General features: G+C 68.8%; 18 protein-coding genes. 7 read left to right on the top strand and 11 right to left on the bottom strand.

Translation table 11 applies throughout. The annotated features are described in order from the left end of the window. The 3 genes from OXR08_RS17675 to OXR08_RS17665 all read right to left on the bottom strand — a co-directional run. Positions 1-691 (bottom strand): hypothetical protein (locus OXR08_RS17675; RefSeq protein ID WP_267351858.1); only part of this gene is annotated, 691 nt, incomplete at its 3' end. Positions 692-791: 100 nt separating this feature from the next. Continuing rightward, positions 792-1,829 (bottom strand): nitronate monooxygenase, encoded by a 1,038-nt coding sequence (locus OXR08_RS17670; protein WP_267351856.1) that lies wholly within the window; start codon positions 1,827-1,829, stop codon positions 792-794. A gap of 246 nt (positions 1,830-2,075) precedes the next feature. Further along, positions 2,076-3,338: an aspartate kinase gene (locus tag OXR08_RS17665; protein WP_149682309.1), complete on the bottom strand. Its 1,263-nt coding sequence runs from the start codon at positions 3,336-3,338 to the stop codon at positions 2,076-2,078. 53 nt (positions 3,339-3,391) lie between these two features. Here OXR08_RS17665 and ubiG point away from each other — a divergent pair, with 53 nt between their 5' ends. The 3 genes from ubiG to OXR08_RS17650 are packed head-to-tail and all read left to right on the top strand — an operon-like array spanning position 3,392 to position 5,900. Further along, complete coding sequence (gene ubiG, locus OXR08_RS17660) at positions 3,392-4,132, top strand: bifunctional 2-polyprenyl-6-hydroxyphenol methylase/3-demethylubiquinol 3-O-methyltransferase UbiG (protein ID WP_267351854.1); 741 nt, start codon at positions 3,392-3,394, stop codon at positions 4,130-4,132. 2 nt (positions 4,133-4,134) lie between these two features. Continuing rightward, on the top strand, positions 4,135-5,583 hold the full coding sequence (locus OXR08_RS17655; RefSeq protein ID WP_267351852.1) for a DUF2029 domain-containing protein: 1,449 nt from the start codon (positions 4,135-4,137) through the stop codon (positions 5,581-5,583). Between the two features lie 17 nt (positions 5,584-5,600). After that, complete coding sequence (locus OXR08_RS17650) at positions 5,601-5,900, top strand: hypothetical protein (protein ID WP_112381868.1); 300 nt, start codon at positions 5,601-5,603, stop codon at positions 5,898-5,900. Here OXR08_RS17650 and OXR08_RS17645 read toward each other — a convergent pair. The 3 genes from OXR08_RS17645 to OXR08_RS17635 are packed head-to-tail and all read right to left on the bottom strand — an operon-like array spanning position 5,825 to position 8,517. After that, positions 5,825-7,069 carry a glycosyltransferase gene (locus OXR08_RS17645; RefSeq protein ID WP_267351850.1) on the bottom strand — a complete coding sequence of 415 codons (1,245 nt, stop codon included), beginning with the start codon at positions 7,067-7,069 and terminating at the stop codon, positions 5,825-5,827. The two genes, OXR08_RS17650 and OXR08_RS17645, sit on opposite strands and share 76 nt — an antisense overlap. 15 nt (positions 7,070-7,084) lie before the next feature. Beyond that, positions 7,085-7,603, bottom strand: coding sequence for a DUF2141 domain-containing protein (locus tag OXR08_RS17640; protein ID WP_267351860.1), 519 nt, complete (start codon positions 7,601-7,603; stop codon positions 7,085-7,087). Continuing rightward, on the bottom strand, positions 7,603-8,517 hold the full coding sequence (locus OXR08_RS17635; RefSeq protein WP_112381865.1) for a hypothetical protein: 915 nt from the start codon (positions 8,515-8,517) through the stop codon (positions 7,603-7,605). Before OXR08_RS17635 ends, OXR08_RS17640 begins: the two co-directional genes overlap by 1 nt. Positions 8,518-8,700: 183 nt before the next feature. Between OXR08_RS17635 and OXR08_RS17630 the strand changes: the two genes are divergently transcribed. After that, positions 8,701-9,735 carry a glycosyltransferase gene (locus tag OXR08_RS17630; protein WP_267351847.1) on the top strand — a complete coding sequence of 345 codons (1,035 nt, stop codon included), beginning with the start codon at positions 8,701-8,703 and terminating at the stop codon, positions 9,733-9,735. On the opposite strand, the gene OXR08_RS17625 is transcribed toward OXR08_RS17630, so the two are convergent. The 5 genes from OXR08_RS17625 to pyrE are packed head-to-tail and all read right to left on the bottom strand — an operon-like array spanning position 9,706 to position 13,490. Then, the gene (locus OXR08_RS17625) at positions 9,706-10,800 is read right to left on the bottom strand and encodes an AI-2E family transporter (protein WP_267351845.1); all 1,095 of its coding nucleotides are present in this window, start codon (positions 10,798-10,800) and stop codon (positions 9,706-9,708) included. The two genes, OXR08_RS17630 and OXR08_RS17625, sit on opposite strands and share 30 nt — an antisense overlap. Further along, entirely contained in the window at positions 10,797-11,774 is a 978-nt protein-coding gene (lepB, locus tag OXR08_RS17620; protein WP_267351843.1) for a signal peptidase I, read from the bottom strand. The genes OXR08_RS17625 and lepB overlap by 4 nt, the downstream gene beginning before the upstream one ends. Further along, positions 11,771-12,181 (bottom strand): holo-ACP synthase, encoded by a 411-nt coding sequence (acpS, locus tag OXR08_RS17615; protein ID WP_112381861.1) that lies wholly within the window; start codon positions 12,179-12,181, stop codon positions 11,771-11,773. The genes lepB and acpS overlap by 4 nt, the downstream gene beginning before the upstream one ends. Then, the gene (locus tag OXR08_RS17610) at positions 12,178-12,906 is read right to left on the bottom strand and encodes a pyridoxine 5'-phosphate synthase (RefSeq protein WP_267351841.1); all 729 of its coding nucleotides are present in this window, start codon (positions 12,904-12,906) and stop codon (positions 12,178-12,180) included. The genes acpS and OXR08_RS17610 overlap by 4 nt, the downstream gene beginning before the upstream one ends. Further along, positions 12,906-13,490, bottom strand: a complete 585-nt coding sequence (gene pyrE / locus OXR08_RS17605) for an orotate phosphoribosyltransferase (RefSeq protein ID WP_149682317.1) — start codon at positions 13,488-13,490, stop codon at positions 12,906-12,908. The genes OXR08_RS17610 and pyrE overlap by 1 nt, the downstream gene beginning before the upstream one ends. A 203-nt stretch (positions 13,491-13,693) precedes the next feature. Between pyrE and coxB the strand changes: the two genes are divergently transcribed. The 3 genes from coxB (at position 13,694) to OXR08_RS17590 (ending at position 18,005) form a co-directional block, all read left to right on the top strand. Beyond that, positions 13,694-14,872 (top strand): cytochrome c oxidase subunit II, encoded by a 1,179-nt coding sequence (gene coxB / locus OXR08_RS17600; protein ID WP_149682318.1) that lies wholly within the window; start codon positions 13,694-13,696, stop codon positions 14,870-14,872. 3 nt (positions 14,873-14,875) lie between these two features. Continuing rightward, positions 14,876-16,540 (top strand): cytochrome c oxidase subunit I, encoded by a 1,665-nt coding sequence (gene ctaD, locus OXR08_RS17595; RefSeq protein ID WP_112381857.1) that lies wholly within the window; start codon positions 14,876-14,878, stop codon positions 16,538-16,540. 403 nt (positions 16,541-16,943) lie between these two features. Further along, a complete protein-coding gene (locus OXR08_RS17590; protein WP_149682319.1) occupies positions 16,944-18,005 on the top strand; it encodes an NAD(P)-dependent alcohol dehydrogenase in 1,062 nt (353 codons plus the stop codon). Positions 18,006-18,141 lie beyond the last annotated feature (136 nt).

The raw sequence follows: 18,141 nt of genomic DNA, 5'->3' as shown, positions 1-18,141 counted from the left end.
CGGATGTCGGCGCCGCCGCCGATGTCGCGATGACCAGCGGCGCGGCCGGCTCCGCCACCGGCGTCATGCTGCCCGTCCGCCATGCGTCATAGGCGCGGTAGAAATCGGTGAACGGCCGGTCCAGTTCGGGCAGCTTGGCGAGGGCGAACGCCCCCAACTGCCCGTCCGACACGGTGGCGCTTTCCGCCAGCACCTGTGTCGCCGCCGCGCAGAAACCGGCGCGCGCGGGCGTCTGCGAAAAGAAGTTGTAGAGCCGCGTCATCGTGTCGTCATACCGGTCGCGCCAGTCGCCGCCCCCCGCCTTGAACTCGGCGGACAGCCGCGTCTCGGCGGTGGCCAGCGTCTTCTTGTGCGTGGTCAGCAGCGCATTGTAGCGCGCGACATTGCCCGCCTCCTCCGCGCCGCGACACGCCAGCGCCGCGACGTTGAGGGCGGAGCGCAGATGCCACAGCGTCGCCGCCTCGCTCAGCGCGCGGTTCGGGGTCGGGTAGCTGCCATCGGCCAGGCGCACCGGGATGGTCATGCCCGGCGTCGCGCCCGGCGGCAGGCTGGGCCGTGCCGGTGGCGGGGCTGCGACCATGATCGGCGGTGGCGCGACCCTTGCCACCTCGCGCTGCCCGGCGCAGGCGGCCAGCGCCAGTCCCAGGGCGACGGGGGTCGCGCGTGTCAGAAATTGGCGGCTTGTCATCATCCCTGAATCCCTGGCGTCATCTTGCCGCCCCCGGCTTGCCCCCCACCATGGCGATTCGCGGTTAACGCGTCGTAACCTGTGCGATGAAACGCACGGGGTATCAGGCGGCGCGCGCCTGCAGCGCGGTTGCCGCCTCGGCCATCAGGTGCGCGATGATGTCGGCGATCGGCTCTTCCTTCGTCACCATGCCGACCGACTGGCCGGCCATCACCGACCCATGCTCGACATCGCCGTCGATCACCGCGCGGCGCAGCGCACCCGCCCAGTAATGCTCGATCTGCAACTGCGCCTCGGCCATCGCCACGCTGCCCTCGTCCAGCAACAGCGCCACCTCGCGCTGCTTGGCGGTGAACAGCTCGCCACCGGCATTCTTCAGCGCGCGCACCGGGATGACCGGCAGGCGCGGATCGATCTGCACGCTCGCCACCGCGTCGCGGGCAGAGGCCCGGATGAACGCCTTCTTGAAATTGGGATGCGCGATCGATTCGGTGGCGCACACGAATCGCGTACCGAGCTGCACGCCGGCCGCGCCCATATCGAGATATCCGGCGATCGCCTCGCCGCGCCCGATCCCGCCCGCGACGAACACCGGCACGGCGCCCGCGATCTCGGGCAGCATCTCCTGCGCCAGCACGCTGGTCGATACCGGGCCGATATGCCCGCCGGCTTCCATCCCCTCGATCACCAGCGCATCGACGCCCGAGCGGATCAGCTTCTTGGCGAGGCTGAGTGCGGGCGCAAAGCAGATCACCTTGGCCCCCGTCGCCTTGATCGCCTCCAGCGACCCCTTGGGCGGCAGGCCGCCGGCCAGTACGACATGGCCGACCCGGTGGCGCCCGCAAATCTCGATCAGGTCGAACAGTTGCGGATGCATGGTGATCAGGTTCACGCCGAACGGCCGCTCGGTCAGCGCCTTCGTGCCCGCGATCTCCGCGTCCAGCAGCGCGGGCGTCATCGCCCCGCACGCGATCACGCCGAACCCGCCCGCATTCGACATCGCGGCAACCAGATGGCGCTCCGACACCCAGGACATGGCCCCCGCCATGATCGCCACGTCGGACCCGAGGAATTCGGCCCCGCGCGCCATGCGGGTGGCCAGGCGCTGTTCGCCGGTATTGATGGTGAGCGTATCGGTCATCGACGCTCCATGCCGTGGCGAGCACCACACGGCAAGATGGGGTTCACGCGAAGCCGCGAAGACGCGAAGAGGAGACGCAGGGGACGCCGAGCGCTTTCACGCACGCCAGCGCATGCATTTTCGACCGGCCGTAACAGAGCGCGAGAGAGCGGCCGAAACCGCCACCCCCGCGCCTCCGCGCGAACAAAAATCTTCGCCGCTTCGCGCCTTCGCGTGACCCCAAAAACCCGAAGAGAGATGAACCGCCTATGCCGCCTCGGCATCCAGCCCATAGGCGGTATGCAGCACGCGCACCGCCAGTTCGGTATAATCCTCCTCGATCAGCACGCTCACCTTGATCTCGGAGGTGGTGATGGCAAGGATGTTGATGCCCCGCGCACCCAGCGTCTGGAACATGGTCGAGGCGACGCCGGCATGGCTGCGCATGCCCACGCCCACCACCGAGATCTTGGCGACGCGCGTGTCGTGCACCAGCTTTTCGAAGCCGATGTCGCCGCGCGCCTTGTCCAGCACGTCCAGGCTGCGCGGCAGGTCGGCGGCGGGAACGGTGAAGGTCACGTCGGTCGAGGCCGCGTTGCCGGCGGTCGCATGCGCGATGTTCTGGACGATCATGTCCACGTTGATCCCGGCATCGGCCAGCGGCGCGAAGATCGCGCCGACCGAACCGGGTCGGTCGGGCACGGCGACCAGCGTGATCTTCGCTTCGTTCTTGTCGTGTGCGATGCCGGTGATGAGCTGGCGTTCCATGTCGTCGATTTCCTCCTCGCCCACGATCAGCGTGCCGCGATGTCCGTCTTCGTCCCGTGCGTCGTCGAACGAGCTCAAGACCCGCACGCGCACCTGTTCCTTCATCGCCAGCCCTACCGAGCGGGTCTGGAGCACCTTGGCCCCCACGCTCGCCAGTTCCAGCATTTCCTCATACGTCACCTTGGACAGCTTGCGCGCCCTGGGTACGATGCGCGGATCGGTGGTATAGACGCCGTCGACATCGGTGTAGATGTCGCACCGCTCCGCCTTCATCGCCGCCGCGACCGCGACTGCCGAGGTGTCCGATCCGCCGCGGCCCAGCGTCGTCACCCGGTTGTCCTCGGCCACGCCCTGGAATCCGGGGATCACCGCCACTTCGCCCGCGTCCAGGCTCCGGTCCAGCGCGTCGGTGTCGATCGTCCCGATCCGCGCCTTGGCGAAGGCGCTGTCGGTATGGATCGGCAATTGCCAGCCCAGCCACGACCGCGCCGGCACGCCCATCGCCTGCAGGGTGATGGCCAGCAGCCCGCTGGTGATCTGCTCGCCGGCGGAGACCACCACGTCATATTCGCGCGGGTCGTACAGCGAGGACGCCTCGCGGCAGAACCCGACCAGCCGGTCCGTCTCGCCCGCCATCGCCGACACGACGACCGCGACCTGATTGCCCGCCTCGACCTCGCGTTTGACCCGCGCCGCCACGTTACGGATGCGCTCGATCCCGGCCATCGACGTGCCGCCGAACTTCATCACGATACGTGCCATGGGCGCTTGCCATTCTCCTTGGGGTAAAACGGCGGCCCTGATAGGTAGCCGCCATGACGAACGCAAGCGACACGATCGAATCTACCATAAATGCCGCCGAGGCCGCACATTTCGGAAAGATGGCGGCCGACTGGTGGGACCCCAGGGGATCGAGCGCGATGCTGCACCGGCTCAATCCGCCGCGCCTCGCCTATATTCGCGAACAGGTCGATCTGCACTGGAACGCCGACGGCACCGGCTTCACCCCGCTCGCCGGGCGCACCGCGCTCGATGTCGGGTGCGGCGCCGGGCTGCTCGCCGAACCGCTCGCCCGGCTGGGTGCCGCCGTCACCGGCCTCGACGCCGCGCCCGAGAATATCGCGGTGGCCGAGATACATGCCGCGCAAGGCGGGCTCGCCATCGATTACCGCGCCGGCAGCGTCGAGTCCCTGCGCAACGAGCGTTTCGATCTCGTCACCTGTCTGGAGGTGATCGAGCATGTCGAGGACCCGGCCCGCTTCGTTCGCGGCCTGGCCGACGCGCTGGCGGAGGACGGTCTGCTGATCCTCTCCACGCCCAACCGCACGCCGGTGTCGCGCCTCGCGATGATCACGCTTGCCGAAGGGTTCGGCGCGATCCCGCGCGGCACGCATGACTGGAACAAGTTCCTGACCCCCGACGAGCTGACCGCGCTGTTCGAGGATGCCGGGCTTCGGGTCCGCGACGTGCGCGGCCTCGCCTTCACGCCGTCGCGCGGCTTCGCGTTGAGCGATTCGACCGCGCTCGACTATTTCCTGACCGCCACCCGGGCCTGACGGTGCGCGTCGCCCCTGCCGGTGCGCCTGTCCCGGCGCGCCGGCTGCTGCCATGGGCGCTGCTCGCCGCGGTGCTGATGGGCCTGACGCTCACCCGCACGGTCGATCACGATGAAAGCCAATATGTCGCGGCAACCGTGCTCGCCGCGCACGGCCTGATGCCGTATCGGGATTTCGCCTATCTTCAGGGCCCTTTGCAGCCGCTGCTGTTCGCGCCCCTGGCCTGGGCCGCGGGGGCATGGACCTGGCCGGCGCTACGCCTCGTCAACGCATTGCTCGGCGCCCTCACCATCGCCTTCGTCCACCGCGCCGTGCGCCGCCTGGGCGCCGCCCCCCGCGCCGCCGCGGCGGCCGCCGGGTTGATGCTGCGCTGCGACATCCTGCTCTTCTCCATCGGCGTTGCGCGCAACGACGCGCTGCCCGCCGCCCTCTTCGCCGCCGCGCTGGTCGTGATGACACGGCTGCGCGGCGGGGCGGCGACGCGAGGAAGCGCGCTGCTCACCGGCCTGCTGCTCGGCGCCGCCGCCGCGGCCAAGGTCAGCTATGCGCTCCCCGCCATCGCCTACGGCGTGTGGGCGCTCGCCGCGCCCCGCCGCCACCGGCCGCTCTGGCTGATCCTCGGCGCCGTTCCGCCTGCGCTGCTCGTCGCCTGGTGCTGGTGGAGCGCGCCGGAGGGGTTCCTGTTCGGCGTCTTCCACTTTCCCGCCGACGCGCCCGCCGAATATTATGCGCTTCACCCGTGGAAGCTGTCGCTGGCGGCGAAACTGGTCGATTCGCTCAAGTTTCTCGCGCTCGGCCCCGCGCTTGTCGCGCTCGCCTTCGTCATCGGCCGCGGGCGGATGCGTGCGCTGGCGCCGCTGCTGTTCGCGTGCGCGGTGGCGGCACTCGCCCCGCAGCCGACCTGGCGGCAATATTGGCTGCCCTTCCTGCCGCCGCTGTTCATCGCGCTGGCGCTCGCCTGGCATCGCCGCCCGCCGGGCCGCAACTGGCGGATCGCGTTCGGCATCACCGCCGCCGCCGGGCTCGCCCCCAGCGTCGCCGCGCTCGTCACCGCGAATGGCATGTCGCTGGGCGAGGCGATGCGCACCTCCGCCGCGATCCGCGCCACCATGGACCGCGCGGGCGTCACCGGCCCCGTCGCCACCCTCTCTCCGCAATTCCTACCCGCCACCGGACGCCTGCCCGATGCCGACTTCGCTACCGGCCCCTTCTACTTCCGCAGCCGGCATCTGCTCGATCCCGCCGCGGAAAGCCGGCTCCACCTGCTCAGCCACGCCCGCCCCCGCGTCTCGGCCGATTGGGTGCTGATCGGCGGCGAAGGCCCCCGGACCAGCGGCAATCCCGATCTCGATGCGGCGCTCGCCCGCGCTGCCGGCGGGCCGCGCACGCCCGTTCCCGGCACCGCCTTCCAACTCGTCCGCGTGGAACAGCCACCCTCCCGCACCCGTTAAGGGACAAGGAGATAGCCATGACCGACCGCGACATCCCACCCGAAGCCGGCAAGCGCCCGCCCTTTGCCAAGCCCGAACCGCCGCTCGGCGCGATCGGCACGGGCAAGGGCTATTCGGGCCAGGAATATGACAGCGCCGGCCAGGCCGAGTGGCGTGCCGGTCAGGATGCACAGGCGGTCGCGCCGGAGGGGATCGTGCGTGGCAGCGGCACCGCCGCCGGTGGCGGTGCACCGGGCGAGGATTACGACCCCAACACGCCGGGCGCCGCAGACGAAAGCCCGCAGGCCGGCGCCGGCCCGGATCGCCGCCCGACCTGACCCGCCACGCGCCGGCCGAGCGCCTGCGCATAATAGGCCATCAGTTCCTCGGCATGCTCGCGGTCGCTGCGCACCGTCGTCGCGACCGCGGCCGCCGCCTGGCGAAGCGCGGGCCGGTTCCGCGCATAAAGCCGCCCGATCGCCGCCGCACAGGCCAGCGGGTCGCGCGCGGCATATAGTTCCGCGCACGCCGGATCGGCGACCTCCGCACACCCGCCCGTATCCGGCACGATCAGCGGCAGGCCGGAGGCCATCGCCTCGCACGCCACCAGCCCGAACGGCTCCGCCTCGGCACCATGGATCAGCGCATCGGCGCTTGCCATGATCCGCGCCAGCCGCTCGCGATCATACACCGGCCGGAACAGTCGGATATGCGGCGATCCGGCGGCCCGCGCCTCCAGCCGGGCGCTGTCGTTGCCCGTGCCGATCTGGATCAGCCCCACCGGCAGGGTCGTGCCCGCGCGCAGCACGGCGTCGATCACCATCGCCCAGCGCTTTTCGGCATGGTGCCGCCCCAGCCCCAGCAGCAACAGGCCGTGTTCGGGCAGGTCGCACTGCGCGAGCAGGCACCGGCGCAGCCCTTCATCGCGCAACGTCGGCGAGAAATGCGCCCGCTCGATCCCCAGCGGCATCGCCGCATCGATCCGCACCCCGCGCGACCGCAGCCGCTTGTCCAGCGCCGGTCCGTTCGTCACCACCACGTCATAATGGTCGAGGAAGCGGCCCATGTAGCGGCTGTACCAGGCAAAGGCGCGCTCGATCCGCGCCGGGCTCGCCAGCCCCTCGAACCAGCGCAGCGGATAGGCCGCGACATTGTCGTTGTGCATGAAGAAGGATTTGAGCGCCCGGCCCTGCCACTGCCCGACGATCCATGCCGGCCGCCACGGCGAGCAGCATTCCACCACGTCCGGCTGCAACCGGTCCAACGCGGCATGGATGGGCGCGGCGTCCCAGAACAGTCCGTAATTGCGGTCGAACGGCATGCCCGGCGAGCGGATATATTCCACCCGGCCGCCGCCGGGCCGCGGCTCCACCCGGTCTTCCCGGCCCGGCGCCAGCACGATCAGTTCGTGCCCCATGTCCGCCAATATGCCGATCTTGCGATCGATATAGGTGCGCACGCCGCCACCCGCGGGCGAGTAGAATTCGTTGACGTCGACGATGCGCAAGGGGGCGCCCTGGCCTCAGTCCGGATCGACCGGGCCGAAGCCGCCCAGCCCGCGTAAGTATTGCATGCGGATCGTCAGCGTGGTCACGCCCGGCCCGATCTGCACCACCGCCTGTTCCACCTTGGGCCGCCGCCGCCCGATCTTCTCCGCGCTGGCAAAGCCCGCGCCATCGTTCCAGAAGCTGAACTTGTTCTTGCCGTCGCGGTCATGCACCACCAGCAGCGCATAGCGCCCCGCCTGGGGTACCCGCATGCACAGCGACGGATTGCCCGACGGCGGTGTCGGCGTCTGGATCCGGCGAAAGGTCTTGCCCTCCTTCAGCAGGTCGCGGTCGTCCTTCAGGAAATCGTCCTCGTTCGCCGGATACAGCTCCAGCTTCAGATTGCCCTTGCGATCCTTCAGGCCCTGCACATGGACCAGCACCGCCGGTCCCCGGTTGCCGGTGCACGCCGCGGCCTCCGGCCCCGCCACCTGTGCGGCGGCACCCCCAGGTACCACCACCGCCGCCAGCATCCCCAACCACCAAGCCTTCATCATCTGGACCTCGTCATCAGCGCGTGCAGACCGAACAGCGCGATCAGCACCACATGAACCAGCAGGGTCAGCGCGGCGGTAAACGCCACCAGCTCCGACAATGCCCGGTCCTGGCCGATCAGTATGATGGCGAAGTTGGCGAAAAGAAGGTCCTTGTTCGGCACCAGCGGCAGGCGCGACACCAGCAGGCGTCCCGCCGCCAGGAACAGCCACATGCCGATCGACACGTCGGGCAGCGCGAAATGCCAGGTCAGCGCGATCAGCACCGATCCCGCCAGCAGGCGCAGGCAATGCGCCCCGAACACCCACCACAGGAGCGGCCGATCGAGCGAGAAGACCTTTTTGGAAAAGATCAGGAAGGGCAGCGATGTCGCCATCACGATCGCGGTCGATCCCAGCACGGTGCGCATCTGGTCCGCACTCAACAGGTAGCGCGCCAGCGGCAGCGCGATCACGATCATCAGCAGCGTGATCGCGTTGCCCGCGATCGCGGACAGGATGCTGACATCCTTCACCGCGCCGAACGGTGCCGCCACCATCCTGGCCCGCGCCCGCGCCCAGGCGTAGAAATACGCCTCGCCCGAATATCCGAACACCACCTCGTTCGCGATCCGCTTCTTGATGAGCGCGATCAGGCCGGATGGCGGAATGCCCCATAACCGGCGGAAGATCAGATAGTCGCCGGTGGGCAGCGACATGTAGAGCGCGGCGAAGCACAGATAGAAGCGCGGGTCGCCCGGCACCGACCGGCCGAGCCCGGCCAGCCCCTGCCCCAGCAGCTCGCGCCCCAGCCCTGCGACCATCGCCAGCGTCAGCACCGCGCCGATCACCGCCGGCCAGCGCCGTTTCAGCGTCTTCAGCGGCTCCAGCCCGGCCAGATCGGCCGGCACATCCGCGATACGCTGCGATGTCATACGCCCGTTCCGATCAACAGAGTTCTTCACCAGGGTTCTGACCAACGCCTCATCGCTCGAAAGGGCGCGCGGAACCAGCGTGCCGTTACTGATGAAATGCGTCGTACGTGTGACCGCAAACGATCGCAATGGAGCGCCAGCGGACGATTGCCTCGCCATCTGGATGCCCCTAGTCGCCAGACGATGCCGGCGCGCCATATCCTTACTTATGCTCAGGCACTTCGCGGCGGCGTGGAGCGCGCGCAGCTTCGCCTGGTGCGCGGATGGCTGGATGCCGGGCGCGACGTGACGTTGCTTTTGGACGAGGAGGGGGGCGCCTTTTGGGGCGAATTGCCCGAATCGCTTCACCCGATTCGCCGCGGGCGGCTGGCGGGCGCGTTGCCCCGCACCGTCGCCGATTTGCGCCCGGACATCATCTTCTGCCCCGGCAACCATTATACCGGTCTTGCCGCCTGGACGCGCCTGCGCCTGGGGCGCGATTGCCCGCCGATCGTCGCCAAGATGTCGAACGCCTGCCACCGGCCGGACTTCGCCGCGCCCGTGCGCTGGGGTCATGCCCGCTGGCTCGGCACCCACCGCCGCTTTCTGGACGGCCTTGTCGCGATGACCCCGGCGACCGCCGCGGAGGCGAGCGCCGCCACCGGCCTGCCCGCCATCGTCATCCCCAATCCCCCCGCCCCGCCGCCGCCCGTCCGGTCACCGTTCGGGCAGCGCACGATCATCGGCGTCGGCCGGCTGGAGCCGCAAAAGCGCTGGGATCGCCTGATCGCCGCGCTGCCCGCGCTGGACAACGATGTGCGGCTCGTCATTCACGGCGAAGGCAGCCTGCGCCCGGTGCTTGAGGCGCAGATCGCCCGCGCGGCGCTGCAACGCCGCGTGACCCTGCCCGGCCACACCGCCGATCCGCTGGCGGCGATGGCGGCGGCGCATGTCGTCGCGCTGGTCTCGGATTATGAAGGGGTGCCGGGCGTCCTGCGCGAGGCGCTGTCGGTCGGCCGCCCGGTCGTCGCCACCGATTCGTCGCCCGCCGTGGCGGAGATCGTCGCCACCCCCGCGCTCGGCACCATCGTCGGCCGCGACGACGCGCCCGCGCTCGCCGCCGCCCTGCGCCACTGGCTCATGCCGGGCACGCGCCTTCCGCCACCCGTCGCCCCGCCCGGCCACGAAGCGGCCGCACGCTATCTCGCCTTATTCGACCGGATCGCCGCTGCCCGCTGACCCGTCGCGCTCGTCCTCGCGCTCCGACGAGCGTTCCAGCGCGGTCTTGATCGCCGCGGTCATCGGATCGGCCAGGGCCAGCCCCAATATCCCGAACAGCGCGCCCGCCATGATCTGTGCCCCCAGCGTCAGCGCGGGCGGCAGGTCCACCGTCTTCTTGGCGACGATTGGCAGCAGGACGTAGCCGTCGAACGTCTGCACGATCACATAGGTCCCGATCGCCCACAGCCCCGTATCCACGCCCGACGAGAAGCCGACCGCGATCATCAGCGCCCCGCTGATAAAGGCGCCGATATTGGGAATGAATGCCAGCAGCCCGGTCAATATGCCCAGGATCATCGCCATCGGCACGCCGCCGATCATCAGGGCCACCCCGGTCAGCACCCCCTCGACCAGCATGCCCAGCAACCGCCCGGCGAGCAGCCGGCGCAGCACCCGGCCGACCCGTTCCAGCACCAGCCGGAACTCCGCCCGGTTCGCCCGCGGCACCATCCATTCCAGCCCGCGCTGATAGATGCGCGGGTCCATCGCCACGAACAGGCCGATGACCAGGATCATGAAGAAGGTGGTCAGCGCCCCCACCGCGGTGCCGACCCAGGAGGTGATGCGTCCGATCGATCCCATCGCCTGCCGCGCCAGCCCGCTGACGTCGGACGCGCCCGGCATGATGCCCTGCCGGTTCAGCCAGCCGGTCACCTTGTCCGCCTGCCCCTCCAGCGTGGAGCGGAGCTGCGTCACCTGCTGCGTCACCTCCACGCCCGTCAGGTAGAAGGTGCCGAGCAGGAACGCCACGGCGAGCAGGCATATGATCAGCAGCCGCCAGCCGCGTCCGATCGGCAGCACCCGGCCGAGCAGGCGCACGCCCCCGTCCAGCACCGCCGCGAACACCAGCCCGGCAAAGATGATCAGCAGCGGCTGGACCAGCAGCACGACCAGCGCCAGCGCGCCGGCAAGCCCGATCCAGATCGACGCGCGCTGCAATTCGCGCCGCGCGAACCCGCTGCGCCATTCCAGCGGCGCCGCCTCGGTCACGTCCGGCGCGCCCTTGGCCGGGCTGTCGGTCACGGCCTGGTCTCGACCGGGTGCAGCGACGTGCCCGCCCGGCCGGAGCGCAGCGATCCCCACCAGGTCAGCGGGTTCAGCGTCGCGTCGCCGTCCAGGCTGAACGTCACGAACTCGGCCCGGCCGCCCAGATTTTCATAGGGCACCGCACCGCCCAGCCCCAGTTCGGACAGCGCGAAGCGGCTGTCGGCGGAACGGTCGCGATTGTCGCCCATCAGGAAGACATGATTGGCGGGGATGCGGATCGGCCCGTAATTGTCGCCCGGGCTCCATCCCAGTTCCACCGTGTCGTAGCGGCGGCCGTTCGGCAGCGTCTCGGTCACGATCGGCAGGTGGCACACCTCGGTGCCGTCGGCGCGGGTCACCCGCGCTTCCTCGCCATAATCCTCGGCCTTGCACGGGCTGTTGGTGTCGACGGGGATATCCTCGTAATGCACCGCACCGCGCCCCACCGGCCGGCCGTTCAGGATCACCGTGCCGTCGCGCACCTCCAGCCGGTCGCCCGGCAGGCCGATGACGCGCTTGATATAATCGTTGCGCGTGCCCGGCGGCGTCACGATCACCACATCGCCGCGCACCGGCAGCGATCCGAACAGGCGCCCCTTGATGAAGGGCAGTTGCACCGACCAGCTATCCTCGGGCTGGCGCAGCACCAGCCCCTTGAAGATCGCCACCGGGTTCGGGATCGTCGGCGAGACGAACGACCAGCCATAGGCGAATTTCGACACCACCAGCCGGTCGCCGACCTGCAGGCCCGGCAGCATCGATTCGGACGGGATGTAGAACGGCTTGGCGATGAAGCTGTGGAAGCCGAGCACGATCAGGATCAGCCAGAAGATCCCCTTCACCTCGCCCCACCAGTCGGTGCCGGTGCGCCGGTGCGCCTCGGACTGTGCCGCCTCCGGCGTGCCCGCCCCGGCCGGGCCTGCATCACCCGACTGGGGTGTCTGGTTGCCGTCCAACACCGCGTCCTTCATGGATTGGCTTCCGGTATCGCCTCGATAATCACGAAGGCCTGTGCCCAGGGATGATCGTCGGTCATGGTCAAGTGAATATGTGCGCCGTGGCCCGCAGGGATCAGCGCGTCAAGCCTCGCTTTCGCCCCCCCGGTCAGCGCCAGCGTGGGTGCACCTGAAGGCGCGTTGACGACGCCGATGTCGCGCATGAACACGCCCGCCGCAAAGCCCGTGCCCACCGCCTTGGAAAACGCCTCCTTGGCCGCGAAGCGCTTGGCCAGCGTCCCCGCCCTGGTGAACGGCCGCCGCGCCGCGCGCGCCAGTTCCACTTGCGTGAACACACGGTTTTCGAACCGGGCGCCGAACCGCTCCAGCGAATGGGCGATCCGCTCGATCGAACACAGGTCCGATCCCAGCCCGATGATCACCGGGCCGCATCCATCTCGGCGCGCATCCGTTTCACCGCTTCGCCCAGCCCGGTAAACAGCGCCTCGCCGACCAGGAAATGCCCGATATTCAATTCGCGAATCTGCGGAATGGCGGCGATCGGCGCGACATTGTCATAGGTCAGGCCGTGCCCGGCATGCACCTCGATGCCGTTCTTCGCCGCCAGCGCCGCGGCGTCCGCCAGCCGGCGCAGCTCCTCGGCCCGCGCCTCGCCCTCCAGTTCGGCATAGCGCCCGGTATGCAACTCGACCACCGGCGCGCCCAGGCGGACCGCCGCCTCGATCTGGCGCGCATCGGGCTCGATGAACAGCGACACGCGGATGCGCGCGGCGCCCAGTTCGCGCACGAGCGGCGCCAGATGGTTGTGCTGCCCCGCCGCGTCCAGCCCGCCCTCGGTGGTGCGCTCCTCGCGCTTTTCGGGCACGATGCATGCGGCGTGCGGACGATGCTTCAGCGCGATGGCCAGCATCTCGTCGGTCGCCGCCATCTCCAGGTTCAGCGGGATGGTCAGCCCCTGCGACAGCCGCGCGATATCGTCGTCGGTGATGTGCCGCCGATCCTCACGCAGATGCGCGGTGATCCCGTCCGCACCCGCCTCCGCTGCCAGCAGCGCGGCGCGTACCGGATCGGGATAGCCCGCCCCGCGCGCGTTCCTGACCGTGGCGACATGGTCGATATTGACCCCCAGGCGCAGATGCTCCGCCATCAGGCGGCGGCCCGGCTGCCCGGCTTGATCGCCGGGATCGCCGCCAGTTCCGGCGGCAGATGGTCGGGGTCGTAGGTCGGCACGTCCAGCCGGATCAGCGGAAAGAACGGCACGCCCAGGTCCGCCGTCCCGTTGGACCGGTCGACCAGCGCGCCCGCCGCGATCACCCGGCCGCCCGCCGCCTCGATCGCCACGATCGCCTCGCGCCCAGACAGGCCGGTCGTCACCACATCCTCCATCATCAGCACCTCCGTCCCCGGCTCCAGCCGGAAACCGCGACGCAGCTCGAACGTGCCGGTCGGCCGCTCCACGAACATCGCCTCCACGCCCAGCGCCCGGCCCATCTCATGCCCGACGATCACGCCGCCCATCGCCGGCGACACCACCGCCGCGATACGCGCCTTCAGCTCGGCCGGCATCCGCTGGACCAGCGCCTCCGCCAGCCGCGCGCCGCGCCGCGGGTCCATCAACACCCGCGCACATTGCAGGTAGCGTGACGAGCGCAAGCCGGACGACAGGATGAAATGCCCTTCCAGCAGCGCCTGTGCGGCACGGAATTCGGCCAGCACGTCGTCATCGGTCATCTTGGGGCTCCGGCAGTTGCGGCGGCCGTCATAGGCATGCGCGCGGGGCCGCGCAACGCGGCCTGCGGGGGATTTTGGCCGTTGATGGCTTGAGGGATGGCGCCTCCATGCTATAGCTACCGGCAAAAGGCGGCTTCCTGCGTTCGCAAGGTCCAAAAACGATACGCCTGGCGCATGGGAGAACAACTGGGGTGACCATTGGCATGCGCATTTCGGGTTTGAAGGGATTGGCGATCGCGGCGAGCCTTGCCTGTACGGGCTTGGGCACGATCGCGGGCGCCGCGGCGCCGCAAGGGGCGGTCGCGGCACCGGCGCCACAGGCGGCCGCCGAACCGGCAGGCGTGTCCAACACGGCCCCCACCTCCGCGGCCGCCCCGGCGACCGCCGCGCCCACCAGCCCGCTGCTCGCGCAGAACGGCGCCCCCGCCACCACGATCCAGCCCGGCATCGGCATTCCGGTGGACGGCGAGATGGGCCTGCAACCGCAGGTGACCAAGAATGGCCAGTTCGCGCACTGGATGCACAATGCGGTGCTGTTGCCCGTCATCACCGCCATCTGCCTTCTGGTGCTGGCGCTGCTCGGCTGGGTCGTCGTCCGCTATCGTCGCGCCGCCAACCCGATCCCGTCCAAGACCAGCCACAACACCACGATCGAGGTGTTGTGGACGCTGCTGCCGGTGCTTGCGCTCGTCGCGATCGCCGTGCCCTCGATCGGGCTGCTCCAGGCGCAGTTCAAACCCGCCCCCGCCGGCGCGGTCACGCTGAAGGCGATCGGCAACCAGTGGTACTGGACCTATCAATATCCCGATCATGGCGGCATCGAACTGACCGCCAACATGCTGAAGGAGCGCGGCGAAGTCGCGCCGGGCGAGCGCTTCCGCACCGATGCCGACGGCCCCCGCCTGCTTGCCGCCGACAACCGCGTCGTGCTGCCGGTCGGCGTGCCGATCCGCCTCATCACCACCTCGAACGACGTCATCCACAGCTGGGCGATCCCCGCCTTCTGGATGAAGCTCGACGCGGTGCCCGGCCGTCTGAACGAGACGAGCTTCACCATCGACAAGCCGGGCCTGTACTTCGGCCAGTGCTCCGAACTCTGCGGCCCGCGCCACGCCTATATGCCGATCGCGGTGCAGGCAGTTCCCCCGGCGCAGTTCGCCGCCTGGGTCCGTGCCAAGGGCGGCCAGATGCCGGGGAGCGCGGCACCCTCGTCCGCGGTGATCCCGCAGCCGGGTGCCGACGCATCCGCGGGGGCGCAGGAGGCCGCGAACGCCGCCGATGCCGCCACCGGCCCGGCCGACAACGCCGCCACCGAAACCGCTCCCGCCACTACCCAGGGCGCCACCGGCAACCCCGCCGGCGCCGGCAACGCTGGACAATAAGCCATGACCGATACCGCGCTCCATCCGTCCGCGTTCCTGGGCAAGGAAGACGATCACCACCACGCGCATGCCGATCATCATCCCGGCTTCTTCGCGCGCTGGTTCATGTCGACCAACCACAAGGACATCGGCACGCTCTACCTGATCTTCGCGATCGTCGCCGGCATCATCGGCGGTGCGATCTCGGGGCTGATGCGCGCCGAACTCGCCGAACCGGGCATCCAGTATCTGGGCACCTGGGCCTCGCTGCTCCATGGCGGCCCGCAGAGCCTGGACCAGTCGCTCCACCTGTGGAACGTGCTGATCACCGCGCACGGCCTGATCATGGTGTTCTTCATGGTCATGCCCGCGATGATCGGCGGCTTCGGCAACTGGTTCGTGCCGATCATGATCGGTGCGCCCGACATGGCGTTCCCGCGCATGAACAACGTGTCGTTCTGGCTGATCGTGCCGGCCTTTACCCTGCTCCTCGCCTCGCCCTTCTTCGGCGGCGCGGGCGTCGGCTGGACCGCCTATGCCCCGCTCTCCACTTACGGCGAGCCGGGGCCGAGCGTGGACATGGCGATCCTGTCGCTCCACCTCGCCGGCGCCTCCTCGATCCTGGGCGCGATCAACTTCATCACCACCATCTTCAACATGCGCGCGCCGGGCATGACCTTGCACAAGATGCCGCTGTTCGTGTGGTCGGTGCTGGTCACCGCCTTCCTGCTGCTGCTCTCGCTGCCGGTGCTGGCCGCCGCGATCACCATGCTGCTGACCGATCGCAACTTCGGCACCACCTTCTTCGATCCCGCCGGCGGCGGTGATCCGGTGCTGTACCAGCATCTGTTCTGGTTCTTCGGCCACCCCGAAGTGTACATCATGATCCTGCCGGGCTTCGGCATCGTCAGCCAGATCATCGCGACGTTCAGCCGCAAGCCGGTGTTCGGCTATCTCGGCATGGCCTATGCCATGGTCGCGATCGGCGTGGTCGGCTTCGTCGTGTGGGCGCACCACATGTTCGCCACCGGGCTCAGCGTGAACATCAAGATGTATTTCACCGCCGCGACGATGATCATCGCGGTGCCCACCGGCATCAAGATCTTCTCGTGGATCGCGACCATGTGGGGCGGCTCGCTGTCGTTCCGCACGCCGATGGTCTGGGCGATCGGGTTCATCTTCATGTTCACCGTCGGCGGCGTCACCGGCGTCGTCCTCGCCAATGGCGGCATCGACGATTACATGCACGACACCTATTATGTCGTGGCGCACTTCCATTACGTGCTGTCGCTGGGTGCGGTGTTCGCGCTGTTCGCCGGCTTCTACTACTGGTTCCCGAAGATGTCGGGCAAGATGTACAACGAGTTCCTCGGCCAGTTGCACTTCTGGGTGTTCTTCGTCGGCGTGAACGTGCTGTTCTTCCCGATGCACTTCCTGGGGCTGCAGGGCATGCCGCGCCGCTATCCGGACTATCCGGATGCCTATGCGACGTGGAACGCGGTCGCGACGCATGGCTATGAGATCATGGCGGCGGGCATGGCGATCTTCTTCGTCAACCTCGTCTGGTCGCTCGCAGCCGGCCGCAAGGCGCCGGACAATCCCTGGGGCGAAGGCGCGACGACGCTGGAATGGACGCTGTCCAGCCCGCCGCCCTACCACCAGTTCGAAACCCTGCCGAAGATCGACTGAGTCGAGAGGAGGCTATGCCTCCCCTCGACCGGCCGGCCTCGTGCAAGCACGAGGACCGACGACACGGGATTTACTCCCGTGTCGTGCCAAACACGAAAACGCCCCGGCTTAACCCCGGGGCGTTTTCGTATGTGTGCGTAAACGCAAAGAGTTCGGTTCGCGCAGAGAACGCAGAGAACGCAGAGATCGGGCGTCTCTTCAACCGCGTATCCTTATCGTCTTCTCCGCGTCCTCTGCGCCTCCGCGCGAACCATCTTCCTCAATCTGCAATCAACGCGGCGCAGAAGTTACGTTACACCATAACAATTTGAAAACTCTATCCCCCTCCTCTGGCGAACCGCAAACCGGACCCCATATCGCGGCCCGCGGCCACCCCGCCGCCCCTTTTCCAAGAGGAGCTTCCATGCCCACCCCAGCCAAGGCCTATGCGGCCCAGTCGGCGACCACGCCGCTTGCCCCCTTCTCGTTTGAGCGCCGCGACCCCGGCGCCAAGGACGTCGCGATCGACATCCTGTTCTGCGGCGTCTGCCACTCCGACCTCCACACCGCCCGCGCCGAGTGGGAGGGCACGCTGTTCCCCTGCGTTCCGGGGCATGAGATCGTCGGCCGCGTCACCGCGGTCGGCAGCGACGTCACCAAGTTCAAGGTCGGCGACATCGCGGGTGTCGGCTGCATGGTCGACAGTTGCGGCCACTGCGCCTCGTGCAACGACGGCGAGGAGCAATATTGCGAAGGCACCGGTTTCGTCGGCACCTATAACGGTCCCGATCCCGTTCTCGGCGGCCACACCTTTGGCGGCTATTCCGACCATATCGTGGTCGATGAGGGCTTCGTGCTGAAGGTCGGCCATGACGAGAAGGATCTCGCTGCGGTCGCGCCGCTGCTGTGCGCCGGGATCACCACCTACTCGCCGCTCAAGCACTGGAAGGTCGGCCCCGGCCAGAAGGTCGGCATCGTCGGGCTCGGCGGGCTCGGCCATATGGGCGTGAAGATCGCCGCGGCGATGGGGGCGGAGGTCTATGTCTTCTCCACTTCGCCGAACAAGCGCGACGACGCCCGGCGGCTCGGTGCCAAGGAGCTGATCGTGTCCAAGGACGCCGACCAGATGGCCGAACATGCCAACAGCTTCGACTTCATCCTGAACACGGTCGCCGCCTCCCATGATCTCGACCAGTTCCTCGGCCTGCTCAAGCGCGACGGCACGATGACGCTGGTCGGCGTGCCGGAAACGCCGCACCCCTCGCCCTCGGTCGGCAACCTCGTCTTCCGCCGCCGCGCCCTGGCCGGCTCGCTGATCGGCGGCATCGCCGAGACGCAGGAGATGCTGGACTTCTGCCAGGCCCATGGCCTGACCGCGGACATCGAGATGATCGACATGCAGGACATCGAGACGGCCTATGACCGCATGCAGAAGAGCGACGTGAAGTACCGCTTCGTCATCGACATGGCATCGTTGAAGAACTGACCCAGACCCCTTCCCCCCACGGGGAAGCATCAGGTGAACGGCGCCCCGCGCTGTTCGGCCCATGCCGGAGCATGGGCCACCTGATGCTGGAGGGGCGCGCTGCCGCAAGGCAGGGAGAGGGTTGAGGGGGAGCCCC

Source organism: Sphingomonas sp. GM_Shp_2 (assembly GCF_026540875.1).
Taxonomy (GTDB): Bacteria; Pseudomonadota; Alphaproteobacteria; order Sphingomonadales; family Sphingomonadaceae; genus Sphingomonas; species Sphingomonas carotinifaciens.
The sequence above is the reverse complement of the archived record's forward strand: the minus strand, read 5'-3'. Positions and strand labels throughout refer to the sequence as shown.